This is a genomic window from Candidatus Desulfosporosinus nitrosoreducens, from assembly GCF_030954495.1.
GTDB classification, from domain to species: domain Bacteria; phylum Bacillota; class Desulfitobacteriia; order Desulfitobacteriales; family Desulfitobacteriaceae; genus Desulfosporosinus; species Desulfosporosinus nitrosoreducens.
The window spans coordinates 1-24,919 of the sequence record NZ_JAVHUW010000058.1 but is presented as its reverse complement, the minus strand read 5'-3'; the positions used below and the strand labels follow the sequence as shown (position 1 = coordinate 24,919).

General features: G+C 45.2%; 26 protein-coding genes. All 26 read left to right on the top strand.

Features of this window, described 5'->3' with window-relative positions:
• Positions 1-211 precede the first annotated feature (211 nt).
• The 26 genes from REC12_RS14360 to REC12_RS14235 all read left to right on the top strand — a co-directional run bounded on the left by REC12_RS14360 (position 212) and on the right by REC12_RS14235 (position 24,788).
• On the top strand, positions 212-1,849 hold the full coding sequence (locus tag REC12_RS14360) for an ABC transporter substrate-binding protein (protein WP_308895603.1): 1,638 nt from the start codon (positions 212-214) through the stop codon (positions 1,847-1,849).
• 51 nt (positions 1,850-1,900) lie between these two features.
• Positions 1,901-2,926, top strand: a complete 1,026-nt coding sequence (locus REC12_RS14355; RefSeq protein ID WP_308895598.1) for an ABC transporter permease — start codon at positions 1,901-1,903, stop codon at positions 2,924-2,926.
• On the top strand, positions 2,923-3,876 hold the full coding sequence (locus REC12_RS14350; RefSeq protein ID WP_308895596.1) for an ABC transporter permease: 954 nt from the start codon (positions 2,923-2,925) through the stop codon (positions 3,874-3,876). Before REC12_RS14355 ends, REC12_RS14350 begins: the two co-directional genes overlap by 4 nt.
• Positions 3,869-4,858, top strand: coding sequence for an ABC transporter ATP-binding protein (locus REC12_RS14345; RefSeq protein ID WP_308895594.1), 990 nt, complete (start codon positions 3,869-3,871; stop codon positions 4,856-4,858). The genes REC12_RS14350 and REC12_RS14345 overlap by 8 nt, the downstream gene beginning before the upstream one ends.
• Positions 4,859-4,869: 11 nt before the next feature.
• A complete protein-coding gene (locus REC12_RS14340; protein WP_308895592.1) occupies positions 4,870-5,877 on the top strand; it encodes an ABC transporter ATP-binding protein in 1,008 nt (335 codons plus the stop codon).
• Positions 5,877-6,653, top strand: a complete 777-nt coding sequence (locus tag REC12_RS14335) for an aspartate/glutamate racemase family protein (protein ID WP_308895590.1) — start codon at positions 5,877-5,879, stop codon at positions 6,651-6,653. Before REC12_RS14340 ends, REC12_RS14335 begins: the two co-directional genes overlap by 1 nt.
• Before the next feature lie 107 nt (positions 6,654-6,760).
• Complete coding sequence (locus REC12_RS14330) at positions 6,761-7,309, top strand: helix-turn-helix domain-containing protein (RefSeq protein ID WP_308895588.1); 549 nt, start codon at positions 6,761-6,763, stop codon at positions 7,307-7,309.
• A gap of 43 nt (positions 7,310-7,352) precedes the next feature.
• A complete protein-coding gene (locus tag REC12_RS14325) occupies positions 7,353-9,395 on the top strand; it encodes a hydantoinase/oxoprolinase family protein (protein ID WP_308895586.1) in 2,043 nt (680 codons plus the stop codon).
• Between the two features lie 5 nt (positions 9,396-9,400).
• Entirely contained in the window at positions 9,401-11,155 is a 1,755-nt protein-coding gene (locus REC12_RS14320; RefSeq protein WP_308895585.1) for a hydantoinase B/oxoprolinase family protein, read from the top strand.
• 463 nt (positions 11,156-11,618) lie between these two features.
• A complete protein-coding gene (locus REC12_RS14315) occupies positions 11,619-11,975 on the top strand; it encodes a DUF4362 domain-containing protein (RefSeq protein ID WP_308895583.1) in 357 nt (118 codons plus the stop codon).
• 243 nt (positions 11,976-12,218) lie between these two features.
• The gene (locus REC12_RS14310; RefSeq protein ID WP_308895582.1) at positions 12,219-12,911 is read left to right on the top strand and encodes a hypothetical protein; all 693 of its coding nucleotides are present in this window, start codon (positions 12,219-12,221) and stop codon (positions 12,909-12,911) included.
• Between the two features lie 68 nt (positions 12,912-12,979).
• The gene (locus REC12_RS14305) at positions 12,980-13,486 is read left to right on the top strand and encodes a flavin reductase (RefSeq protein ID WP_308895580.1); all 507 of its coding nucleotides are present in this window, start codon (positions 12,980-12,982) and stop codon (positions 13,484-13,486) included.
• A 326-nt stretch (positions 13,487-13,812) separates the two neighbouring features.
• Entirely contained in the window at positions 13,813-14,247 is a 435-nt protein-coding gene (locus REC12_RS14300; protein ID WP_308895579.1) for a GNAT family N-acetyltransferase, read from the top strand.
• A 113-nt stretch (positions 14,248-14,360) separates the two neighbouring features.
• Positions 14,361-14,816 (top strand): DUF3888 domain-containing protein, encoded by a 456-nt coding sequence (locus REC12_RS14295; protein ID WP_308895578.1) that lies wholly within the window; start codon positions 14,361-14,363, stop codon positions 14,814-14,816.
• A 171-nt stretch (positions 14,817-14,987) separates the two neighbouring features.
• Positions 14,988-15,365, top strand: a complete 378-nt coding sequence (locus tag REC12_RS14290) for a tautomerase family protein (protein WP_308895576.1) — start codon at positions 14,988-14,990, stop codon at positions 15,363-15,365.
• A 57-nt stretch (positions 15,366-15,422) separates the two neighbouring features.
• Entirely contained in the window at positions 15,423-16,004 is a 582-nt protein-coding gene (locus REC12_RS14285; RefSeq protein ID WP_308895575.1) for a thymidine kinase, read from the top strand.
• A 152-nt stretch (positions 16,005-16,156) separates the two neighbouring features.
• Entirely contained in the window at positions 16,157-17,347 is a 1,191-nt protein-coding gene (locus REC12_RS14280; protein WP_308895574.1) for an ethanolamine utilization protein EutH, read from the top strand.
• Between the two features lie 87 nt (positions 17,348-17,434).
• A complete protein-coding gene (locus REC12_RS14275; RefSeq protein WP_308895572.1) occupies positions 17,435-18,337 on the top strand; it encodes a PhzF family isomerase in 903 nt (300 codons plus the stop codon).
• Positions 18,338-18,508: 171 nt separating this feature from the next.
• The gene (yaaA, locus tag REC12_RS14270; protein ID WP_308895570.1) at positions 18,509-19,267 is read left to right on the top strand and encodes a peroxide stress protein YaaA; all 759 of its coding nucleotides are present in this window, start codon (positions 18,509-18,511) and stop codon (positions 19,265-19,267) included.
• A 184-nt stretch (positions 19,268-19,451) separates the two neighbouring features.
• A complete protein-coding gene (locus tag REC12_RS14265; protein ID WP_308895568.1) occupies positions 19,452-19,883 on the top strand; it encodes a DUF3795 domain-containing protein in 432 nt (143 codons plus the stop codon).
• 548 nt (positions 19,884-20,431) lie between these two features.
• Positions 20,432-20,971 (top strand): nitroreductase family protein, encoded by a 540-nt coding sequence (locus REC12_RS14260; RefSeq protein WP_308895566.1) that lies wholly within the window; start codon positions 20,432-20,434, stop codon positions 20,969-20,971.
• Between the two features lie 142 nt (positions 20,972-21,113).
• The gene (locus tag REC12_RS14255; protein ID WP_308895565.1) at positions 21,114-21,905 is read left to right on the top strand and encodes a lipid II flippase Amj family protein; all 792 of its coding nucleotides are present in this window, start codon (positions 21,114-21,116) and stop codon (positions 21,903-21,905) included.
• Positions 21,906-22,086: 181 nt separating this feature from the next.
• Positions 22,087-22,626, top strand: coding sequence for a cysteine hydrolase family protein (locus REC12_RS14250; protein ID WP_308895563.1), 540 nt, complete (start codon positions 22,087-22,089; stop codon positions 22,624-22,626).
• A 176-nt stretch (positions 22,627-22,802) separates the two neighbouring features.
• A complete protein-coding gene (locus REC12_RS14245; RefSeq protein ID WP_308895562.1) occupies positions 22,803-23,348 on the top strand; it encodes a GNAT family N-acetyltransferase in 546 nt (181 codons plus the stop codon).
• Between the two features lie 87 nt (positions 23,349-23,435).
• Positions 23,436-23,981: a signal peptidase I gene (gene lepB, locus REC12_RS14240; RefSeq protein WP_308895560.1), complete on the top strand. Its 546-nt coding sequence runs from the start codon at positions 23,436-23,438 to the stop codon at positions 23,979-23,981.
• Between the two features lie 153 nt (positions 23,982-24,134).
• Positions 24,135-24,788: an MFS transporter gene (locus REC12_RS14235; RefSeq protein ID WP_308895557.1), complete on the top strand. Its 654-nt coding sequence runs from the start codon at positions 24,135-24,137 to the stop codon at positions 24,786-24,788.
• Positions 24,789-24,919 lie beyond the last annotated feature (131 nt).

Here is a 24,919-nt window from a genome sequence, read left to right as displayed (position 1 = left end):
ATTTTTACTGTGTAATTTGGTTGTTTGCATAACTCAATTATACGCCAACTGCGGGTTCTTTTGGACCCGCAGTTATATTTTTTAGAAATCAACGAGGGGCTGATGCTTTACGAACTCTGTTCGTTTTGCAACAGCCCCTTTGTTTTTTTATAAAGACCACGGCGGTTTATAAAGTTTCAAGTCTAAGAAAACAAAAGAAAGGAGATTTCAAGTGAAAAAGAAAACAACTTCAGCGCTAGTTTCAATTCTTATGATCCTGACTCTTCTTACCGGCTGCGGAGGTACAGCCACATCCTCGACAGCGGCCGGACAGCCGGCTTCCGGAGAAAAAATTATCCGTATTTCCCAGTCTCCGGGAGGCAAAATCGATCCGGGCATCATCACAGACTACACTTCCTGTGTGGCAGTCGTCAATATGTACGATTCCCTTGTCTACCCCGATCTGGACAACAAAATCGTACCTTCTGTGGCCAAGGAATGGAAAGTAAGCCCAGACGGCCTTGAATGGACATTCACCCTGAACAAAGGGATAAAGTTTCACGACGGCACGGAACTCCATGCCAGTGATGTCGTATTCAGCGCCAACCGCCTGATGACAATCGGTGAGGGCTTTGCCTACCTTTTCAAAGATTATCTGGCCAAAACTGAAGCAGTTGATGACTATACCGTAAAATTCACGCTGTCTAAACCCTTTGCTCCCTTCCTGTCAATACTTCCCAGGTTGTACATATTAAATGAGAACCTGGTGAAGTCCCATCAAGCCCAAGGGTCCTACGGCAATTTCGGCGATTACGGCAAAGCCTACCTCGCGGAAAACGATGCGGGAAGCGGCGCCTATACCTGTTCGGAAATGAAGGTACAGGACAAGATCGTGCTGAAAAAATTCAAAGACTATTTTGGCACCTTTGAAGCCAATGCGCCTGATAGCGTTGAGATCATCATGAATACCGAACCTGCCACGATTCGCACTATGATGGCCAATCATCAGTTGGATATCAGCGACCAATGGCAGACCGACGAGGCCTATTCCGCTTTAGGCAATATCAAGGGAGTAAACGTGGGCAGCTATTCCAACGGAACAATATTCTATCTGATGCTGAATACCAAAAAGGCTCCCACAGACGATGTGCATATCCGCCGGGCGCTGGCTTATCTGATCGATTACTCGCAGGTCACTAAAACCTTGTTCCCCGGTTATGTCAAGGCCGACTCCGTTGTACCGAAGGGCGTACTGGGGTATACGGATGAATACAAGTATGAGTTCAATCTGGACAAGGCCAAAGAGGAGCTGAAACAGTCAAAATACGCCAATTCTCTGGATTCCATCGCTGTCGACGTTGACTGGATTGCCGACGTGCCGGATGAAGAAAAACTGGCTCTGCTTATTCAGGCTACCGCTCAACAGATCGGCTTAAAAGTCAATGTGGTGAAGGTTCCCTGGGCAACCCATGTTGATAATGTGGCCAGGGTAGAATCGACTCCCAATGCAACGACTACTTTCGTCTCCAGCGACTACAGTGAAGCGGGCGCCATGCTTTATCAGCGCTTCCATTCCGATACGGCCGCTACCTGGCAGCAAACCGAATGGCTGAAAGACCCCGCAGTGGACGCGAAGATCAAGAGTGCGCTGACGACTACCGATGAGACGGCCCGGGTGGCTATTTATAAGGAGCTGCAGAAGGAAGCTCATGACAACTGCTGGGGAATACCGGTCGCCGAGCAGGCTGAAAAGCATGCTTACTATGATTCCATCAAATTCCCCGCCATGGAAAGAGCAAAGGCAGGCCAGTCTGTCTCAATGGCCATGGGCTACAACTTCCTGTTCCGCACCTTCGCCGTAAATCAATAGCAGCTGCCTTTATCTCTCCAAAGAAATACGTCATAAGAAGAGTGGGTTAATATGAATTTCAAGAGATTTATTTTAAACAGGCTGCTCTTATCTGTCGTGGTTATATTTGGTCTTTCTATCGTTATTTTCTGTGTTGCGCGCATCGTGCCCGGAGACCCCGCCCGGATGGCCCTCGGCGCTACGGCTACGGAGCACGCTTTGGAAACCTTCCGGGTGGAGAATCATTTAAACCAGCCGCTGCCTATGCAGTATATCTATTGGATCAAAGGTGTTTTGACCGGTGATTTCGGCATATCTACCATGACCAAAAGGCCTGTGCTCCAGGATATGATGGAGTTTCTGCCTGCTACCCTGGAAGTCGTCATTTTAGCGGCGGTATTCCTGGTTTTAGGCTCCATATTTTTGGGAAGACTGGCGGCGAAGCACAGGGACAGCGTTTTGGATGCGGCAGTCCGCGTATTTTCTTACGCCGGAGTCGCAATTCCGGGCTTTGTGCTGGCGGTTCTGCTGCTTTTGCTCTTCGGCTATGTCTGGCCGGTCATTCCCGTCCTGGGCCGTTTAAGCCATGGCATTGCGCCGCCACCCGGAATCACGGGAATGTATACGGTAGACAGCCTTCTGAACGGTAATTTTTCTACTTTCTGGGACGCCTTCCTGCATATCCTGACACCTGCTTTGGCGCTTTGTGCCGGGGGTATGTTCCAGGAAGCCCGCCTGGTCCGCAACGCCATGACGGAAAACATGGGCAAGGACTACCTGGCTGCCATGGAGGGTTACGGTGTTCCCAAAAGGCTGATCATGAACAAATATCTGTTTAAGCCTTCTCTCATACCGGCCGTGTCCTGCATGGGCATGGACACAGCCGCCCTGATGAGCAACGCTTTCCTGATCGAAGTGATTTTTGGCTGGCCGGGAATTTCCAAATACGGGATGAACGCCATGCTGGCCAAAGATTTAAATGCTATCTCCGGCGTGATTTTAATTTTCGGTACGATATTCGTAGTTATCAACATCATCGTTGACATTATCGTTGCCTATCTGGACCCGAGGATACGGTTGGGAGGCGGAAAGCAATGATTAAAAACAGAGAAGCGGAGATAAGGAAAGCTCTGGCTTATGAGGCGAAACGCAAGGAAGAGCGCCCGGTAACCAACGATTTTCAAAAACGCCTGGAAAACCTTAAAAGGGCGGGACACAAGTTTTTCCGGAACAAGCTGTCGGGAGTTGGCCTGGCGGTGGTTCTCCTCATCATTTTTTCCGCTGTTTTGGCCAAATATATCACGCCTTATCCGACCCACGCCGGCGCCTATGTGGATTTCGCCCATGCCAACAAGCCTCCTTCGGCGCAGTTCCTGCTGGGAACGGATAACATGGGGCGCGATATTCTGACCCGCATTATCTTTTCCTTCCGGGGAGCCTTATACATGGCGGTCATTGTTCTGGCCATATCGGTACCTATAGGTGTGTTCCTGGGGATATTGGGCGGCTACCTTAAGGGTACCCTTGTGGATACGCTCATTATGCGTATTACGGATGTCTTTCTTTCCGTGCCGGCATTGCTGCTGGCCTTGGCCGTTGCTTCGGTGCTCAAGCCCAACCTGACCAACGCCATGATTGCGGTGACCTTAATGTGGTGGCCCTGGTATACGCGCCTGGTCTACGGCATGGCTACATCCTGCCGCAATGAAAACTTCGTTATTTCCGCAGGTCTGATCGGAGCCGGCAAGGTCCACATCATTTTTAAGGAGATCCTGCCCAACTGTCTCTCGGCAGTTTTTACCAAGATGGCCCTGGATGTGGGCTGGGTTATCCTGATCGGCGCTACTTTAAGCTATGTGGGACTCGGCGAACAGCCGCCCACGCCGTCTCTGGGACAGATGGTTTCGGACGGCGCCCGCTACATGCCGGATTCCTGGTGGATGACCATATTTCCGTCCATCGCCATCATCATTATCATCCTGGGCTTCAATTTTATGGGTGATGGTATCGGCGATATGCTGTCAAAGGGAGATGGCAAAGATGCATGACTATCCTGAAGCTGACAAAACCATTCTGGAAATAAAAAGCCTCAAGCTCTGGTACAAGGTCTATAAAGGCTACTCCAAAGTCTTGGACGGGGTGAACCTCACCGTCCACAAGGGAGAAAAGGTGGGCATTGTGGGAGAAGCCGGCTGCGGCAAGACCACTACGGTCAAAAGTATCCTGGGCATTATTCCGGAAAAAAGCTATGTCATACCCGAGGGGCAGATCTTTTATAAAGGCCGAGACGTTCTGGAGATGTCCGGGCGGGAATTGAACACAATACGCAGCGGAGAAATATCTATGATCTACCAGGAGCCCGCGGCAGCCCTCAACCCGGTCTTTACCATAGGTCAGCAGATGATGGATGTTGTCCGCTATTCCTCTCAGGGCAAGGGCAAAAGCAGGAAAGAACAAAAAGAGATGGTGCTGCGGGCCATTAACGATGTCTTCATTCCCGACGCAGAACGCATCTTCGGCTTTTACCCGAGCCAGCTTTCCGGCGGCATGAAGCAGCGTATCTGCATTGCCATGGCCATCATGACCCAGCGCGACCTGATGATCGCCGACGAGCCGGGGACGGCCCTTGATGTGACCATTCAGGATCAGGTGCACAAGACCCTGAACGAATTGGTGGAAAAGAGAAACATGTCGCTGATTATGATCACCCATTCCCTGGGAGTCGCCAGAGAGCTTACGGACAGCATCAATGTGATGTACGCGGGCAATGTGGTGGAATCCGCCAAAACGAAGGATATGTTCCGGCGAACCCTCCATCCTTATACCATAGGGCTGATGGCGGCTGTGCCGCGGCTTTCCGGTGGGGGAATACAATCCGGTATTTACGGTTCCATTCCGGACTATCTCTACCCGCCGCAAGGATGCCGTTTTGCGCCGCGCTGTCAGCGGGCTACCAAGGAATGTGTGGAACAGAAGCCGCCGCTTATCGAAGCGGGCGACGGGCATTTGGTTGCCTGCTGGCATATCTAGGAGGGGAAAAAATGTCGGAAACGATTTTAAGCATCCAAAACCTCAAACAATACTTCAATATCGGTAAAAAAGACGGCAAGCCTGTCTATGTCAAAGCGGTGGACGATGTATCCATTGATATCCGTCAGGGCGAAGTGATAGGATTGGTAGGGGAAAGCGGGTCCGGAAAGAGCACCATTGCCTATACGGTGATCGGCATGTACGAACCTAGCGGAGGCAGGATACTATTCCAGGGGCAGGATCTGAATCTCAAGGGTAAAAAAAGGACCCTGGCTATGAAAAAGGATATGCAGATCGTCTTCCAGGACCCGGGTTCTTCTCTGAACGCGCATCAGACTATTAAAGAAATTCTGGAACTGCCGCTTAAAGTGCATAAGATTTGCGGGAACAAGACGGAAAGGGAGCAGCGCGTGCGGGAACTGCTGAATATGGTGGAACTGCCGGAAAATTATATGTTCAAGACGCCAAATTCCATTGGGGGCGGGGAAAAGCAAATGGTGGCCATTGCCAGGGCGCTGGCTACCGAGCCGAAGTTTATCATACTGGATGAACCGACCTCGGCTCTTGACGTGTCCATTCAGGCCAAGATCATCAGCATGCTTTTGAAACTGCAAAAAGAAAAGAACCTGACCTATTTGTTTATCACCCATGATTTGAGCTTGATGCGCAATATCGCCACCAGTGTAGGCATTTTGTACCTGGGCAGGATTGCCGAAGTAGCCCGGACGGAGGAATTTTTTCACCGGCCCGAACATCCTTACACGCAAATGCTGATTTCCTCCTTGCCGGTCATCTCGGATGAAGAAGAGCAGCTTAAGCCCCAAAAAGTGAAATCCACCGGTGAAATACCTTCGCCGGTCAATATACCGCCGGGCTGCAGCTTCCATTTGCGCTGTCCTTATGTTATGGATATCTGCAAGACCGAAGATCCCCTTATGTCTTATCTGGATGAGGCTCACTGCCTGCGCTGCCACCTCTATAGTTTAAAAAAGCCTCAGGAAGCGGAGGTATGCGGCTAATGAAAAATAAGCTGCTGTTTATCAATCCGGTAGGACATGAGGCTTGGGACCGGGAAGTCAAAGATTATTTGGAACCCTATAAGGAAGAAGGTACCCAGCTGGATGTGGTCAGCCTGAAACCGGGCCTGCCGCAGCATCTGGAATATCATTATTATGAAGCACTGATCGCCGCGGAGCTTTTGCATAGGGTCAAAAAGGCGGAGAAAGAGGGCTATGACGGATGTATTATTGGCTGTTACTACGATCCGTTTTTGAAAGAAGCGCGGGAAATCTGCGGGCAGATGGTGGTTACAGCGCCGGCTGAGGCGGCCATGCATATTGGAACAACCCTTGGTTCGACCTTTTCCACCATTGTTGTGCGCAGGAAATGTATTCCCGACATGCGCGACAAGGTGTTCCATCATGGCTATATCAACAAACTGGCCTCCTTCCGCAGCCTGGAGATCGGCGTACATGAGCTGCAGAAAGATCCCGAATATACGAAAGAGCGCCTGCGGGAGGAGATCCGGGCTGCTATTGAGGAGGATGGCGCCGAGGCCATATTGTTGGGGTGTACTGTCCAGTTAGGCTTCTTCCGCACCCTGCAGGAGGAGTTTGGAGTTCCCGTCATTGACGCTAATATTGCGCCCTTAAAATACGCTGAATTTTTATGCGGCTTAAAGAAAAAAGCAGGCTGGTATTGCAGTAAAAAGGCCCTCTATGAGACACCGCAGCGGGAGGAAATCAAACAATGGGGTATCGAGAAGGCTTTCGGTGTTCTGGAGTTGTGGGATTGACCAATTTGCCGCTCTTGAATTAGTAGATTGTCCATTGGCCTCGGTGTTACAAACCTGGGGTATTGATCAGCTAAATTATACAAAAGTGAAGTGGAGCGTTGTAACACTTGGAAAAGGAAATTTATATGAGGATTAAAGAACTTCGCAAACAAAGAGGCATGACTCTTAAAGACTTAAGTGAAAAGACCAATTTATCCATTAGCTTTCTTTCTCAGATGGAGCGCGGGAAATCGGCCATCACCATGGTTTCACTGAAAAAAATCGCGGACGTCCTGGAATTGCCGATGAAGGAGCTGTTTTCGGAACCGGATGTTAAAGAAGAATTTGTCAGCAACAGCCGTGCCCATATCCTCTTGGGTATGCAGCGCAGTTATGAGGAATTCAGCTTGCTCAGCGGAAGATTTGAAGGCCGGAAGCTGGACGGCTTCCGCTTGAAAATGGCGCCGCATTTTTTGGATATGGAGGAGACTTCCCATGAGGGAGAGGAACTTTTCCTGATCCTGAAGGGCAAAGCGACGGCCATTGTGGACGGTGTTGAATACACGGCCAACGAAGGGGAAACCATCCATTTTCCCTCGACCCGCCCGCACAAAATTGTTAACAATGAAGATACGGAGCTGGAAATGTTTTCCGTGATAATTCCATCCATATTTTAAAAACGGCCAAAGGCAGTAGATTAATAAAAGGAGGGAAACATAGATGCGAGTAGCAACCGATATAGGAGGAACCTTTACTGATATCGTCTATATAGAAGCAGACGGCAGGGTACGTTTCAATAAAAGTCACACCACGCCGCCCAATTTTGAGCAAGGCGTTGTCGATGTCCTGAAAAAATGCCCCCTTGATCCGCAGGATATTCAGGATTTGACCCACGGGACCACAGTGGTCATCAATGCCCTGACCGAGCGCAAAGGAGCTAAAACGGGACTGATCACGACCAAGGGCTTTCGGGATATTCTGGAAATAGGCCGCGGCAACCGGCCGGATTTGTTCAATTTCAATTTCCGGAAACCGGAATCCTTTGTTCCCCGCTACTTAAGGCTGGAAGTGGAGGAACGCATGGATTACCAGGGTAACGAGCTGGTCCCCCTCAAGGAAGACGATGTAAAAAAATGCCTGGATATTTTCCGCAAGGAAGGTGTGGAAGCCATTGCCGTGGTTTACCTGCATTCCTATGTCAATGCAGCCCACGAGATTCGGACCGAAGAGCTGATTGCCGAACTGTGGCCGGAGGTGGAGGTAACCGCCTCCTACACCGTATCCAAGGAATGGCGGGAATATGAAAGAAGCACAACGGCGGTGCTCAACTCCTATGTCAAACCCACGGCTAAAAAATATATCGACAGACTGTACGGCATGCTGGAGAAAATGGAAATCCGTTGTCCTAAATACATCATGCAGAGCAACGGCGGAACCACTACTTTTGAAAAAGCCAAGGAGCTGCCCATCAACATGGTGGAATCCGGCCCCGTGGCCGGGATATTCGGCGCGGCCATGCTGGGGAAAATGCTGGGAGAGGATAAGATCATCGCTTTCGATATCGGCGGCACCACGGCCAAATGCTCCCTGGTCGACGGCGGTGAGGTCAAGACCACAACGGAATACAAAATAGAAAAGACCGGACGTTTTCCCGGCTATCCGGTGCGGATTCCGGTGGTGGATATTGTGGAGATCGGCAATGGCGGAGGATCGATCGCCTGGATCGACAACACCAACTCACTGCGCGTAGGTCCTCAGTCCGCAGGCGCTCTGCCCGGACCGGTAGCCTATGGGAAAGGCGGCGGCGAGCCGACGACCACGGACGCCAATCTGGTGGTGGGGCGGCTGGACAAGAAAAACTTTGATATGGAAGTGGATTTGGACCAGGTGTGCGCCGTGATCCAGGAAAAGATAGGTACTCCCTACGGATTGGACGCCGAAGAGGCGGCTATGGGCATTATCCGGGTAGCTAACTCCAATATGCTCAACGCTCTCAAGCTGGTGTCGGTGCGGAAAGGCTATGATCCGCGGGAATTTGTCCTGGTGGCCTTCGGCGGCGGCGGGCCTATGCATGCGGCCTCCCTGGCCCGGGAGCTGAACATCAAAAAAGTTATCATCCCTTTGGCGGCCTCGGTCTTTTCGGCTTGGGGAATGATGATGACCGATCTGCGCTCCGACGATATCCAGACGTACAACGCCCGGCTGCTTAACCCTGATTATGAGGCAATCAATGGAGAATGGCGGAAACTGGAGGAAAAGGCTTACCGGGACAACGCCGAAAAGGGCGTGGCCAGAGAAAACATCTATTTTGTTCATTATCTCGATATGCGCTACATTGGGCAGGACCATACGGTGAAGGTGCGTGTGCCCAATGAGGATATGAATCCCCAGAACCTGGGAACCTTCATTGAAGCCTTCCACCAGGAACATGAGCTCAATTACTCCTTCCGGCTGGATGACAGCGGTGTGGAGATTGTCAACCTGCACCTGGCCTCCTTTGGGCGGGTGGAAAAAGTACCTATTAAGACCCTGGAAGCCAAACCCTATACCCTGGATGAAGCAGTGCTGGAAATACGTCCGGTTATTTTTGAAGGAACCGGCAAGATTGATACTGTTGTCTATGCGCGGGAGAAGTTGTCACCGGGTATGCAGATAGCCGGTCCGGCCATCGTCGAAGAGGTGAGCGCCTCTACCGTGATCGAACCGGGCATGAGGGCCAGGATCGACGATTTTGGCGATATTATGATTGAAACGGGGGTGTGATCAAGATGTCAGAGCAAAAAACAGATGTGGTTACAGATCTGATTACCTTGGATATTATCAAGGATTCGCTGCAAGCCATTGGTGAAGAGATGTTCTATTCGGTAGCAAGAACCTCCAAGAGTCCGATTATTTACGAGGTTCTGGACTTTGCCTCCGGGCTGACGGATGAGCAGGGGCGCCTGCTGACCCAGGGAAACGGCGTGGCGGGTTTTTTGGGCATGCTTTCCTCCATGGTTAAGGAGGTTATTGAAAAATACACCTCCAAGGGCAATCTTAAGGAAGGCGACATTATTATCATCAACGATCCCTATAGGGGCGGCGGTTCCCACCTTCAGGACGTTGGCCTGGTCATTCCCGTCTATATTGACGGAGAGATTTTTTGCTACTGTGCCAACAAATGCCACTGGTCGGAACTGGGCGGCAAGGACCCGGGTTATTCGGTGGATTCCAATGAGATTTATCAGGAAGGGCTTCAGCTTCCCTGCATCAAGCTGTTCAACGAAGGGGTCATCAGCGAGGCGATTATTGAAATTATCCGCAGCAACGTCCGCTTGCCGGACATGTCCATCGGCGATATGTGGGCTCAGATTTCCGGGCTGCGCACAGGAGAAAAGCGCATCCGGGAACTTTGCGCCAAATATGGCAAACGGACGGTCAAGAATGCCATTGAGCGCCTGCTGAAAAACAGCGCGGAATACTCCCGCAGCAGGGTAGCGGCTATCCCGGACGGCGTCTACACCGCCAGCGGTTTTATGGACAGGGATGTGCTGGGAAACGGACCTTTCCGGATCCAAACGGTTGTGACCATCAAGGGCGAGCGGATGACTGTAGATTTCAGGGGCAGCGCGCCCCAGACCTCCGGACCTATCAATTTGAGCCGCACCGGTTTGATATCGGCCATGCGCAGCATTTTCCTGGCCTGCACCGGCCCCGAACAGGATATCAATGACGGGGTCTTCGAGCCTTTGGAGATTATTGCCGAGGAAGGCAGTATTTTCAGCGCCCAAAGACCGGCGGCGGTATCCTGCTATTATGAATCCATGCAGTTTGCCCTGGATTTGGTTTGGCAGGCCATGGCCCCGGTGGTGGAAAAGGGCAGACTGACCGCGGGACATTTTCTCACAGTTGGCGCCTATTCACTCTCAGGTACCCATTCTGTAACAGGGGACCCCTTTGTGGATGTCGGGCCAACTCTAGGCGGCTGGGGCGCCGGTGTTGACCGGGACGGCGACAGCGCCCAGTTTTGCACCGGCGACGGCGAGACCTACAACATTCCGGCCGAAGTGCTGGAGGCCAAGTTTGGCTACCGGGTCACGGAATACAGCTTGAACACCAACAATGCCGGCGCAGGGGAGTACCGGGGAGGCTACGGTATTATCCTTGGTCATCAGGCCTTGAACGATAACGTCTATTTTTCGGGAACCTACGGACGGTTTGATTATCCGGCCTGGGGCTACAGCGGAGGACACGACGGTTCGCCCAACGGCTTCGATTTTATCCGCAGGGACGGCAGCCATGAGCCGCAGGCCGGTACGGGCTCGAAAATCCTGCTGCACAAAGGGGATATCGTCCGGATGGTCACCGGTTCCGGCGGCGGCTATGGCAATCCCCTGAAACGTCCGGCGGAAAAAGTGGCTCTGGATGTGAAAAACGGCTATATCACCGTTAAAGAGGCAGAAGAAATCTATGGAGTGTTGGTGGATGAGGCGGGCAACACTGTGCTGGGCATCACCGAGGTGAGAAAGGCTTTGGCTGTTTAGCGGCAGTGCTCCATGTCGTTTGATCCGGCAGTATCTCCTTTCAGGCTAAAATTTGATTTAGGCAGGCTATAAAAACGGCTGCCACAATTAATGCTTGTTGCGGCAAGTCGGCTAAATTTTTTTGTTTCTGCGAACCTTTTGAAGGGTAATGATGGTGGCAATTGATGAGGAAAACTCGGTTATCTAAGATAGCCGGGTTTTTACTTTCGTAAAATCCCCGGAAAAGCACAACAAGATCGTTGATCCGGCTGAACTATGTCCCTGGTCATTTTAAAGGAAGACGGTTGTATATCCTGAAGTTTCCCCTTATGATAATCTTAACAGGAATTTACATACAAAGTTTAATGAAGTCGAAGGTAACATTGCCTATGATCTTTTGGGTGATGAAGTTCCTGAGCTAACGGAGATTTCGTTAGCAGAGATTTTTCCTACCTAATGTTAAGTAATCTAACAGAGGTGTGAGATGGGTTTGATTGAGAAGAGGTTTTGGAAAGGAATCATTGTGATCATTTGTTTCGCGTTGGGGCTTAGTATAGCAGGATGTTCCAATCAATCAACCATAAAATCCTTCGGCCCTCAGCAGGCTGCCGGTCAAGGCGATGTGGTAAATGATCATGGCCAGGTTTACAACATAGACAAATTAGAAGGTTTCCTGGACTCGGCTGACCATGGTATAGTTTCCAAATTGCGAATGATTGACTACACAACAGAAGGAGATCCTGTCATCCATGTCTTGGCTTATAACGGCCAAACGATAGATTTCAGTACGGACAATTCCCAAGATAAGTTTGCGGAACCTATAAAAGCTATTACTCACTAAAGTTTCAGCAAGATCATCAAAGACATTCAAAGCCCTTCAAGTTATTATTTGCTGGATTCCAGCGGCAATAAGCAATTATTATTGACTGTAACCAAGATATTTCCGTCTGCGCAGATGAAGGACATAACTGCCAACCAGCCTGGCTACTCTTCCAAATATCCAAAGGTGGACATAAGCAATGGCTCGACAAAAATCAATTGGGTAAGAAGCACAGCAAATTACACCTCCCAACCTGATGGAGTAGTGGATAACTCGAATTTTGGTTTAGAAATGAACGATGCCATGGCCCTGCCTGCTGATGTTGTAAAACCGGGTGCGCGCATTGACTTCAAAGCCGCTGAAGTAATGGGTTTAGATAAGCCTTCCTATAAGGTGCAATTAGTAGATGAAAACAAAGAGTTCACCGATTATCCGGTTGATAACCACTCGATTGTGGCCCCTTATTACTCAGGCGAGTATTTATTCAATCTGGAAATAACCTGGGGCAACGGGAATCATCAGATTTTTTACTGGTTTAAAGTAAATACCGAGAAAGCCATTGAGCAAATCGGTTTAAAGATTAATGACAGCTTACCTGGTGGTTGGAACATAAATCTAAATGGCGATAAAGAAGGTCAAATTCTCAAGAACGGCAAAGTGGTTGGCCGGATCGAAATGGTTGGCTATTACGGTGATAACAGCAGCCTGCCCAACCACAGTTCAATAGTCCGGAGAGAGGATATCGTTTCCGGTCTGGGTAATGCCAAAATGTACATTTTGGATAGAGATATGCCGGCGGCTTCTCCTGAACAAAGGACATGGACAGAGCTTTATGTTGTCGCGCCAATAAGTGACAGCTCCTTAGCTTTTGGGGTGTCAATTGAAACGGACGATTTTTCCATGAACAGCGATATGGCGGCAATGAGGAACATTTTGCAGAGCTTAGCTTTAAAATAACTATTGTGAGTTAGATGACAACGGTAAACGCTCAAATTCCGGATATTTATAACAAAGGAGTGATTTTAGTGAGTTTTGAGGAAATATCTTTAAAACAGTTTGATTTTAACCCATTTACTAAAGTTGAGGAGTGGGCGCTTTTAACCGCCGGAACGAAGGACAAATTTAACATGATGACTATTACCGGTGTTATGTGCGGAAAATTTTTTCTTCAACCAATGGTACAGGTATATGTTCATCCGGATAGGTATTCCTATCAATTTTTAGAGAATAACGATTACTTTACGGTGTCTTTTTTTGACGTTCTTCATCATCCCGCTTTACAAATCTGTGGAAGAATGCATGGCAATGAATGTGATAAAGTGGCTGAGTCGGGGTTGCATCCTATCCCCTTTGAAAACACAGTTATTTTTGAAGAGGCAAAAACCATTTTCGTGTGCCAAAAAGTTTATCATACGGATGTGAAAAAGGATAATTTTGATTCGCAGCAATTGTTTAAAGACTACTATAAAGACTCAGCAACATTCCACAGAATCTATCTGGGACAGATTGAAAAAGTATTGCGTTATAAATAACTGAACCATGATGAAAGCCGGTAGTTGGCGTGAAATGCAAGGGACAGGCTGTATTTGCCAGACTGTTCCCTGAAAAATACAACCTGTCTCTTGTGAGAGAGACTTGGATCAACCAAGATCAAGGTATAGTGAAAAACCTAAGTAAACCAAACAATCAAACGGCCGAACGGAAGACAGAGGTTATCAGGGGAACACTTGGTAAAGTATGAGTAGGTTAGGTCTTAAGTTATCGCTGTGAATCCTGCAAGCGCAAGAGGATTATTCAGAAATACGTAGAAAGCTAGAAGATAAGGTTAAGAATAAGTTGAGGAAGGCGGCAGGACTCATTGATAACCGTACAATCAGCGACTGTTAGTGATTTGGAACCCTTAGCTCAACTGTACGAGGAACTTAGCGGCCAGAAAACCAATTCATATAGGATGCAAGAGAATTTTAAATTGATGGGGCTTAATCAGGATTATGTAATCAAGATTGCCAAAGATGGCGATCTTGTGGTCGGTACAGTAATGGGGATTATTTGTCTTGATTTGGTGGGTAAATGTAAGCCATTTATGGTAATTGAAAATGTTATAGTAAAAAGGACTTGGCATGGCAGAGGAATTGGAAAAATCCTTATGAAAGAAATAGAGGAAGTCGGGCGTAAGAGAGGTTGTTATTACACGATGTTCGTGTCCGCTGGCCATAGAAAAGAAGCCCATAAATTTTATGAGGCAATTGGATACGAATTGGATTTTGTTCAAGGATTTAAAAAGTACCTTTAAACAATTTCGTAGCCGCTCCGCCGGGCTTCGGCTTTGGGCAGCAGCCGCCCAAAGATCCAGAACGAGGGATAGGCTGGCTTAGCTTACATTTCCATGAAGATGGGGTGGTGCTGATGACTAAGCATAAGTTGTTGGTGAAGATCAGTCTGATAGCAATCGTTTCGGCATTGACGATTGCCTCAGTGGTTATTACTCAAACATATGCCACAGGGCAAACTAAAGCTGTGGTGTTATCACAGCCTCAGACCGGAAATCAAGAGACGGAACTATATAAAGAAATGCTTATTACGTCACTTAACCCATACCTTCAACAGTCAATAACGAATTATTACGGGCAGAATGTTATGGCGCCACCCTACATGGTGAAGGTTATAGATGCCAAAAAGCCTGACCCTGAGCAGGTATACGAGGTCAAGTTTGAGGTTGAACCTTATATTGGAGCTCATAATGAAGTAGGAATTGATCACGTTACGCTGAGGATAAGCCCAAATAAGATTGAGGTAATAAACTTTGAACATATTAAGAGCTTTCCGTTAGCGTCAAACTTGCAATCTCAATTTACTCAGTAACAGAATAAGGTGCCTATTCCGATAGCGCCACGAAGAATCAATTTCAACGGTTTCCCAAAGCAACCCCTTTTTGAAGGTGGGTAGGCCAGGTTGGTGAAGGGATATTGGGTGACCAGGGTTAGTGATTATTGGATTAAATGTGTTGATATTACAAGTTGGGAGGTTAATAAAATGCCCTTTGTTAAAATTCACCTAGCCGATTCGATTCCACCGGATATCATCAATAGTTTTGCCTGTGATGTAAGGACTTCCTTGGTGGAAGCGCTACAAATCGAGGAAACTGTCGGACAGGTAATGGTGTATCAAACTCCTAAGGAGTTTAGAAGTGCGCATATAAGCCGCAATGTGAACTTTGTATTTATAGAAATTTTTATGTATTGCGGTAGAACCGCTGAGATGAAAAAGAGCCTGATGGAAAAAATCAACCGTTTGGCACATAATTCTCTGGGTGTTAACCCAAAGGATATAAACTGTTGTATTATCGAACTTCCACCGGAAAATTGTTGTGGAGGGGTTATGCACAAATATATAGAAGGGCTAGCAAAGTAATTCCCCGCCTGCCCTGTGATTAAATTTAATTCCAGGAAGATTTAAGGAGGAGGAAATTTGGCTCAACTGTATTTCCGCTATGCGACCATGGGAAGCGGTAAGACTGCCGACTTATTGAAAATTGCCTACAACTATACGGAACAGGGAAAAAAGGTCTTAATCTTTACCTCTGCGATTGATACCCGCTATGGTACAGGGCGGGTCACTTCACGAATGGGTATTTCCCAACCGGCTATAACTATTGATCCCAAAACGGACATTTTTGATCTGGCCAGGCGGGAGATGCCAGACTGTGTTTTGTGTGATGAAGGGAACTTTTTAACCCGCGGCAATGTTTTGGAATTCTGCCGGGTTGTTGATGAATTAAATATCCCGGTTATTATTTACGGTTTAAAAAATGATTTTCAAAATAACTTATTTGAAGGAAGCGAAGCTCTTCTCATCTATGCCGATAAGATTGAAGAAGTAAAAACCGTGTGTTGGTATTGCAACCGCAAAGCAACCATGGTCCTAAGATTTAAAGATGGCCTGCCTGTTTTTGAGGGCCGGCAAATTGAAGTCGGCGGAAACGAAAGCTATCTACCTGTTTGCCGGAGATGTTGGAACAAAGCTAAAGAAGAGGCCAAATCCGAATCATGAATCTGACAGTGGTTGGGATTCTTTTGGCGATACTATTTTGCTAACGAACATTCGTTAGCGGATAAATCGTGCAGTACCAAAATCATCTAAACCTGTTGTGCTCAATTCCTATTGCCTATGAATCCGCTATGCCTTGGAGGAGTGATTATGAGATGGATATTATCGGCAAGCTGGTGCTATACATTATCCTGCTTTGCTGTCTTGCCGGAGCGGTTTCTTCAATCATAAAAGAAGAATCGTGTTTAGGAAAAGCTTTCGAGGAAGGAATGCAAACCGTAGGAACCCTATTTTTGCCTGTCATAGGATTAATGGTATCGGTCCCTTATCTAACCATCTTCGTGCAGAAAATCTTCGGCCGGGTATACCATCTGATTGGAGCCGATCCGGCAATTGGGGCCGCTACTTTTATCGACAGCGATATCGGCGGCTATCTCCTGGCCCATCAGATTGCGCAAAGTCCTGAAAACTGGATCATGGCCTTAGTTGTAGGTATCATGGCAGCACCAATCATCTCTTTTAATATCCCGGTAGGTTTAGCGATGCTTGAGAAACAGGATCACCGCTATTTAGCCTTGGGAGCAATGTCCGGTATCATTGCAATTCCTTTCGGTGTTCTGTCAACTTGTATGATTCTTTACTTTACCAAGCCCCCGATTCGCACCACATTTGCTGTGACCGGTCCGGCTACCTATCACCTTGCTTTCACGTTACAGGGAATATTTATAAATCTGGTTCCTCTGACGATATTTTGCTCTCTTCTTGCTATAGGATTAAGATATATTCCAGATAAAATGATAAAGGGGTTCACGCTCTACGGCAAAGTTCTCATGTCCGCTTTGAAACTTATCGTTGCTTTTTCCATCATTGAATATTATTCCGGATTCTTCACTAAAATCTTTGGTAGTTGGGGGTTTAGCCCGGTTATAGCCGACAGTCAAGAGCCCTTTAGGGCCGTAGAACTGTTGGGTGTCTACGGGATGATGTTAGCGGGGGCCTTTCCGATGGTCTATCTGATTCAAAAGTACCTGCGGAAGCCTTTACTGGTAATGGGTAATGTGATTGGTTTAAGTCCCAGCGGCAGCACCGGTTTACTGGCTGCGTCAGCCAATGTTATAGCCATGTTTAAGATGGTAAAGGATATGCCTGCCCCTGACAAGGTGATCTGTATTGCTTACAGCGTTTGCGGCGGGTATGTCATCGGAGACTGGTTAGCTTACATCACAAACTTTCAGCCAACATTATTAGTCTCCATCATTGTCGGACAGCTTATAGGAGGCTTCTTAGGAATATTCATTGCTAAGAAAATAGCGGTGCCTCAAGTACGTTTAACCTCCCTCGCATGAACTCAATTTCCCGATGCAGTTGACATCTGGCTTTTTAGATTCGCAGTAAATTAAATATAAGATCTAAGGAAGTGGAGGAAATTCTGGTTGAGAACTATAAAAGTTTTTCAGGTCGATTCATTTACTACGGAAAAATTTAAGGGCAATCCGGCTGGTGTAGTTTTAAACGCAGATGAACTTTCCGAGCAGGAAATGCTGCAAATTGCCGGAGAACTAAATAATTCCGAAACGGCATTTATTTTGTCGCCTGATGGAGACGATCATGAAGTAAGGCTTAGATACTTTACACCTAAAGCCGAAGTCCCTGTTTGTGGACATGCCACTATAGCAGCTCATTATATCCGGGCTTTAGAATATAACCTGGATTCTTCCACCGTGATCCATAAAATCAAAATCGGAATTTTACCTGTTGAAATAATTAAAGATGGAAACGATTATTCTGTAATAATGACTCAAGGAAAGATCGAGTTGTATCCGCCACTTGGTATGCAAGAAAGAGAACAAATACTTGAGGCCTTGGGTATTAATCAAGAGGAATTAGATGTGAGGTGCCCAATTCAAATTGTTTCTACCGGACATTCCAAAGTTATTATCGGGATCAAAACTCGAAATAAGTTGAATTCCTTAGTTCCAAACATGCTTGCACTAGCACAAATTAGTAAAGTAATAAATTGCAATGGATATTTTGTTTTTACAATGGATTCAAAAGAAAAGGAAATTTTAACTCATGGAAGGATGTTTGCACCAGCCATAGGTGTTAACGAAGATCCAGTGACAGGAAATGCTAATGGCCCTCTTGGTGTATATTTAGTGGAACATGGTTTGGTAAAACATAATGGTTCTGTCTTTTCCTTCAAAGCTGAACAAGGAGCTGCAATAGGTCGAAGTGGCATTGTTGAAGTGACTGTTAAATTGAATAACGGAAGACCGGAACAAGTTAGGGTAGGTGGAAAAGCTGTTGTTGTGTATAAGACCGAAATAAGAATTTAAATACACTAAATATTTGCTTGCGGTGTTACAAAATCTCTTCCGGAGATCAATCTTTTCAGTGCAAGTTTGCCGGTAGGGGCTCCCCTCTTGGCAGCATTCCAGTTTCTGATTACTTCAGGTAACAAATAAACAAGATAAATCAAGGGTGAATAATAAAGGATTGAAACGATATTGAAAATTATAATCTCTCCGGCCAAGAAAATGAATATGGACGGGGATTTTCTTCCCTCTCGCAATGCCCCTGTATACCTGGAAAAAGCTCAAAAACTAAAAGAATATCTACAAAGCCTCACATATGAAGAACTTAAAAAACTGCTTTGCTGCAATGCTGAGATTGCCGGCCTGAACTATGAGCGCTATCAAAAAATGGATTTGTGCGGGTCCACAACCCCAGCCATTTTAGCCTACGATGGCATTCAGTATAAGTACATGGCACCACAGGTATTTGAGTACGGCTATTTTGACTACATTGAGGATCATCTGCGGATTTTATCCGGATTTTATGGCATATTGAAACCCTTTGACGGAGTTGTACCCTATCGCTTGGAAATGCAGGCAAAGTTGAAAACGGTTTTCTGTCATAGTTTGTATGACTATTGGAAAGATGATATCTATCGGTACTTAACCCAGAATGACACCACAATTTTAAATCTTGCTTCGGCTGAATACAGTAAAACTGTTGAGAAATACCTAACTCCCAATGTCAATTATGTCACCTGCAAATTTGGCGAGCTGATTGGCGGTAAAATTATTGAAAAAGGAGTTTATGTGAAAATGGCACGCGGTGAAATGGTGCGTTTCATGGCTGAAAATGCCGTTGAAGATTTGAATGAAATTAAAAAGTTTAGGAGACTCGATTTCCTGTACCAGGATGAATTGTCGGATAACAACACCTTTGTATTCATGAAAATCAAAAAAGAAAACTGTTAACAGTAATTTACCACCAACCCGCGACTAAATAGGGACGGTGGTTTGTTTTAGACTTTCTTTTCCAAACATGAAAAAGGGATCAGAAATTGAAAAGATTCGGCTTCTTGGTGGGGCACGGGAGCGTTGACGATGGCTCGTTGTATGGATAACTGGTCTTAGTTAATTACAAGAAGGAGTACTTTCAATGACAGATGAATTGATAGCTTATTGTGGTCTTTATTGTGGCGCATGCAGCTTTAAAGTTGGTTTTGAAGAAAATAATAAAGATCATGTTCGGCATATGCCATCAATGTACGATAAATATAAAAACCAATCACTTCAGTTTTGCCCTGGTTGCCGATTAGAAAACCAATGCGGAGACTGTGCTGTCAGGGACTGTGCAAGAAACAAAAAAATTGAATATTGCAGCTTATGCAGCGATTTCCCTTGTAAGAAGTTGCTTGATTTTAATGGTGATGGTAAACCACATCATGCTGAAGCAATTGAGAACCTTAGTTTACTAAAAGATATTGGCGAAGAAAAATGGCTGGTAATGCAAAACCGCAAGTGGAGATGTGAAAAATGTAATTCCAGATTTTCCTGGTATTTGAAAAGGTGTGTGAGATGTGACGAATAATAGATTCCATCCTTAAGAACATAGAACCAACAAGGACGCATGTACTAAAATTACTCTGCAAAATGTGCGAAGACATCGCTAAGTCTCAAAAAACAGACGAATATTGCGGTAATCTCACTATAATAAGGCCCTCAGCCGAGATATCCTTTTGAGATTGAGATAACAGATACCGCTATGAAAAAAGCAATAATTGAAATTGATGCTAGTTAGAGTTTGTTAAGAAACGGCTGAGCAATATAAAATAACGGTATAACGAATACCGTTCTGATTCCTGGGGGAATTCAGGCCTGTCCCAGATTCGAATGCGCATTCGAATCTGGGACAGGGGGAAAGTACGTAAATTGACCCCGACACCAAGATGTGGTAAAATACAGCGCAATTTATGATGATCTTAGAAAACTTGTGGATATATTTGTTAGCAAAGTCAGCGATTTTAACAGACGGAAAAGTTTGCCTGCACTGGAAAGAACGGTTGCTGCTAAAGGAATGCTTTTGTTATCATTGTCAGCAAGCAGCTGAAAAAGCTTTGACAAAAGGAAGTAATTATTATGCTTGAGCAGATAAAGAATCGTAGAAGTATAAGGAGATATCTCGAAAAACCAGTTGATGATGGATTAATCATGCAATTGTTAGAAAGCGCAAGATTAGCCCCCTCTGGTGACAATACACAACCTTGGCATTTTATTGTAGTTAAGTCGGAACATACGAGACAAAAATTAGTTGAAGTGTCTAATAATCAAAAATGGATGCTCACAGCTCCGGTATTTATTGTTTGTGTAGCCGATATACGGTCGAGAATAACTGACAATGTCCAAATATCGCTGCATGAAGATAGTCCAGAGCTTGAACTTAAGCAAATTATCAGAGATACATCTATTGCAATAGAGCATATTGTTCTTGAAGCCAACAATTTAGGCTTGGGAACATGCTGGGTTGCTTGGTTTACCCAGGAAGAAATCAGACCAATTTTAAATATTCCCAACGACAAATATGTAATCTGTATTCTTACTCTCGGCTATGCAGGGGAATCTCCAAAAGATCGTCCCAGAAAGAAACTTGAAGAAGTAATCCACTACGAAAGCTGGTAATAGGCTAAAATCACGTCGGGAGCGTTAGGGGAGTGGGACGATTGCCAACGCGTTTTGCTGCCATGGCTTTTGCCTTACTCTGTTGAAATACAAACTATTTCAACTAAGAAGGATCTTTTATTTAAGAAAGGATTGCTGACTTATGGGAAGAGCGATGGTTGAAGTGATTACGTTAACAGCTATCATCCACCTTGTCGATACCTTTTCCTACTCAGTGAGATTGAATTCGGTAAAAAGTGGGCAGGTAGCGTTATCTCTCTCTTTATTTAACATATTTGCCCTAGTTTCACGTACTGCCAATACCTTCCAGGCTCCCTTGGTCGGAGGTATTATAGGGATAAGTATTGCTCAAGGAATTAATCCAATTATGGATATGCGCATTGTGGTTTTTTCATCCACGATAGGAACTTTAGCTGGTGTTTTATTAATCCCTACGTTTCTAAAAGTTTTCGAAAAGGCGGTACAACGCCTCGAAATAACAGGGTCCGCGCCCTCACTGGTAGTTGAGGCATTACAACTGAACAATATTAAAAGAATAATTAGCAGTGCAACAAGGCCGTCGAAATCAATGTTTAGCCGCTTAAGATATCGGGACATTCCTAAGAGATTACTCATTTTAAATACATTGGTTACAGGAATATATACCATTGGTGTTCTTGCGGCGAGTTATTCGGCGACATTGGTTACTGCGGAACATAGACTTGCAGTTGTCGCATCCTCCGGAGTAATAAATGGGGTGGCTTCCATCCTGTTAACATTACTAATAGATCCAAACTCAGCTGTAATAACGGATCAAGCATTGAGGGGGAAGAGGCCATACACTGACGTTAAGGCATTGGTTGTATTGTTAATTGCTTCAAAACTAGTCGGTACTTTACTGGGACAGGCTTTCTTTTTACCGGCCGCTGAAGTGATCGCTTTTTTAAATCGATAATGATATTACGCCTCTCCCTGGGTTTCAAACACCTTAGCCGGCAGAAAAGAAGGTTTCAGCCTGAACTTTCAGCGCTTGAGGGAAAGATAAGGATGTTGAGTGGGTGAAGCCGGCGGGAAGACCATAAGTGTAATCACCCACGGAGAGCGTAGGGAACTTTTTAGTAAAGGAAGTAAGTACTATGAGTAATATGGTATTGTTAGTGGTGGATGTGCAAAATGCATTGATCAATGCACATCCTTATAATGAACACAAAGTAATAGAAAATATAAGAAAATTAATATTAGCTGCCAGAGAAAATAAAAAAGAAATTCTGTTTGTACGGCATGACGATGGAAAGGGTACAGAGCTTGAAATTGGCACAGATGGATGGCAAATTTACAATGCGGTAGCACCTAAAGGCGATGAATTAATTTTTGAGAAACAGTATAATAGTGCTTTTCACAAAACTGATTTGAAGAAATATCTGGATAGCCAAAATATAGAGACCATAATTTTAGTTGGACTTCAAACAGAATATTGTATTGATGCCACTTGCAAGAGCGCTTTTGACTATGACTATAAAGTGGTAATACCGGAAGAAACGAATACGACTTTTGATAACGATTACCTGTCCGGCGAGAAACTTTATGAGTTTTATAACTTTAAGATTTGGAATAAACGTTTTGCCGACGTTATGGATGTTGAGGAAGTCATAAGACTTCTGGAAAATGAGTGTTAAGCCGGTTGCGTTTTGCTAAGTTTAAGAAGAACATGCGGTTCGAAGTAGTCGTCTTGATAGAAGACACCGGCAGACAAGTTCTGTATGAGCCAAGCGGAAGTGTTGAAGGAGCGGCAAGCGGAGAGTGTACGATATGGAATCTTTGATGATTAGAGGATTAGTAGGAGTAATAAATTATGAGAAATTATTTTCTAAGAACAACAAGACTAGGATTTTCGGTATGGAGTCAAGGAGATTTATCCCAAGCAAAAGAACTTTGGGGCAATCCGGAAGTAACGAAGTTCATTGTAGCAACAGGTACTATGTCTGATGAACAGGTTCACCAAAGGCTGATCAAGGAAATAAATACTTATGAAACTGCCAATATGCAATACTGGCCGGTTTATTTATTAGAAACTGATGAGAATATTGGATGTTGCGGTTTGAGACCTTATGATTATGAAAATAAGATTTTAGAAATGGGTATCCATTTAAAAGAAAACTATTGGGGGAAAGGTTTTGCTCAAGAAGCTTGTTTTGCGGTCATAGAATATGCTTTCAATCGGCTGGGTGTGAGCGCGCTTTTTGCGGGGCATAATCCTAAAAATATAGCGTCGGCACAATTGCTTAAAAAACTGGGTTTTAAGTATAAAAACGATGAATACTATCCTCCGACAGGTCTTTATCACCCTTCATATTTGATGGCAAAACAAGATTATGAGGCAAGAAGAAAAGAACAGTAACCTATGAGCCTAAGCCCAGCCTCGCCACGCCATATTAGGACAACCATGCCGGGGAAAACTATAAAATACAAAGGAAGGAAGGTAAAAATGGCCAAAAGACAAGGGAGTTCTAAGAAAAAAATTCTTGAGTTGCTGGAGATCCTTGCATTTGCTTTTATACTATCTTGGGGCTTACGCAGTGCTGTAGTGGAAGCGTCAACGATACCAACTCCATCAATGTCGCCGACAATCCTGATTAATGACAGGATCTTAGTGGATAAATTATACTTTAAATTTTCAGGAATTCATCGTGGAGATATTATCGTTTTTAACCCGCCGAAAAATCTCGCTAATCCGACAGGTGACCCTTGGATAAAACGAGTTATAGGTTTGCCGGGAGATACGGTGCAAATAGAAGATGGCAAGGTATTAGTCAATGGCCAGGCCTTATCTGAGTCTTACGAAATGGCAAAACCGGATTATAATTATGGACCGCTGCAAATCCCGAAGGATTCATATTTTGTCTTAGGTGACAATCGCAATGCCAGTTATGATAGTCATTACTGGGGAGCTCTGCCAGCCCAAAATGTTGAGGGAAGAGCTCTATTCAGATACTGGCCGCTTAAGGAGTTTGGCTTGCTGGCAAAGCAGTAGAAGTTATAAACGTGAAAGCTAGAGCGTACCTGATTTGGGAGCTCTAGCTTTTTCGCTGCTGCTTTTTGCAGGAATTTAAGGAAACTTGTGGAATGGGTATCTGAGCAAGTGGCATGGTGAGCGGCTTTATATTGATAAATGAGGAATGATAGAATGTTTTTTAAAATAGTACATACACGTAATTTTTTGTTGTACTCACTAGGCCAAGCTATATCAGACCTTGGAAGCCTTATGACTTATTTTGCATTGTCACTTTATGTGTTAAAGGAAACTAATTCTGCGACAATGTTTGCCTTTATTCTATCCATAAAGTATATTCCACAAATAATATTATATCCGTTCGCTGGGGTTTTTATCGATAGAGTTAGCAGAAAAAAAGTAATGATTTTCTTTGATGGGATGCGTGGAATAGCGCTTTCACTTGTATTGCTGCTTGTAGTTTGGAATGGTAGGTTAAGCTTCCCATTGGTTTATTTCATTATAATTTTTACCGCATTTAGTGAGGTTTTTTATAATTTAGCTACCAACTCAATCATGCCATTTTTATTTAAAGAGGATGATTTGGTATTGGCTAATTCACTGAGTGCGTGGATATCGAATTTATCATTAATTCTAGGACCTATCCTAGGCACTTTTTTATACAATAAGATAGGAATTGTGCCTATACTAGCTATTGACACTACTACGTTTTTTATTGTAGTAGGGTTCACTATGTTTTTAAAGCTTATTGAGAATGAAAGGTGCTTGAATAGAAAAACAAAGGTTATTCAGGAGTTGAAACAAGGTGTTAAATTAATTACTATATAAGTTGAATTAATTCTTCACTACAACTTACAACATAGCCTTTGAATAACGGCTTCTGGTCTCGTGCTTATGGATTTGAGAAAGGCTTTAACATTTTTTCTGATTTCAGGAACCGTTTTGTAAAAGACATTGTA

What these genes read in the sequence shown, in the direction of transcription:
- REC12_RS14295 (WP_308895578.1), top strand. Translation starts at nt 14,361, where the DNA reads ATGACTAAGCATAAGTTGTTGGTGAAGATCAGTCTGATAGCAATCGTT.
- REC12_RS14260 (WP_308895566.1), top strand. Translation starts at nt 20,432, where the DNA reads ATGCTTGAGCAGATAAAGAATCGTAGAAGTATAAGGAGATATCTCGAA.
- REC12_RS14345 (WP_308895594.1), top strand. Translation starts at nt 3,869, where the DNA reads ATGCATGACTATCCTGAAGCTGACAAAACCATTCTGGAAATAAAAAGC.
- REC12_RS14355 (WP_308895598.1), top strand. Translation starts at nt 1,901, where the DNA reads ATGAATTTCAAGAGATTTATTTTAAACAGGCTGCTCTTATCTGTCGTG.
- REC12_RS14350 (WP_308895596.1), top strand. Translation starts at nt 2,923, where the DNA reads ATGATTAAAAACAGAGAAGCGGAGATAAGGAAAGCTCTGGCTTATGAG.
- REC12_RS14265 (WP_308895568.1), top strand. Translation starts at nt 19,452, where the DNA reads ATGACAGATGAATTGATAGCTTATTGTGGTCTTTATTGTGGCGCATGC.
- REC12_RS14250 (WP_308895563.1), top strand. Translation starts at nt 22,087, where the DNA reads ATGAGTAATATGGTATTGTTAGTGGTGGATGTGCAAAATGCATTGATC.
- REC12_RS14235 (WP_308895557.1), top strand. Translation starts at nt 24,135, where the DNA reads ATGTTTTTTAAAATAGTACATACACGTAATTTTTTGTTGTACTCACTA.
- REC12_RS14280 (WP_308895574.1), top strand. Translation starts at nt 16,157, where the DNA reads ATGGATATTATCGGCAAGCTGGTGCTATACATTATCCTGCTTTGCTGT.
- REC12_RS14340 (WP_308895592.1), top strand. Translation starts at nt 4,870, where the DNA reads ATGTCGGAAACGATTTTAAGCATCCAAAACCTCAAACAATACTTCAAT.
- lepB (WP_308895560.1), top strand. Translation starts at nt 23,436, where the DNA reads ATGGCCAAAAGACAAGGGAGTTCTAAGAAAAAAATTCTTGAGTTGCTG.
- REC12_RS14325 (WP_308895586.1), top strand. Translation starts at nt 7,353, where the DNA reads ATGCGAGTAGCAACCGATATAGGAGGAACCTTTACTGATATCGTCTAT.
- REC12_RS14290 (WP_308895576.1), top strand. Translation starts at nt 14,988, where the DNA reads ATGCCCTTTGTTAAAATTCACCTAGCCGATTCGATTCCACCGGATATC.
- REC12_RS14255 (WP_308895565.1), top strand. Translation starts at nt 21,114, where the DNA reads ATGGGAAGAGCGATGGTTGAAGTGATTACGTTAACAGCTATCATCCAC.
- REC12_RS14335 (WP_308895590.1), top strand. Translation starts at nt 5,877, where the DNA reads ATGAAAAATAAGCTGCTGTTTATCAATCCGGTAGGACATGAGGCTTGG.
- REC12_RS14320 (WP_308895585.1), top strand. Translation starts at nt 9,401, where the DNA reads ATGTCAGAGCAAAAAACAGATGTGGTTACAGATCTGATTACCTTGGAT.
- REC12_RS14315 (WP_308895583.1), top strand. Translation starts at nt 11,619, where the DNA reads ATGGGTTTGATTGAGAAGAGGTTTTGGAAAGGAATCATTGTGATCATT.
- REC12_RS14245 (WP_308895562.1), top strand. Translation starts at nt 22,803, where the DNA reads ATGAGAAATTATTTTCTAAGAACAACAAGACTAGGATTTTCGGTATGG.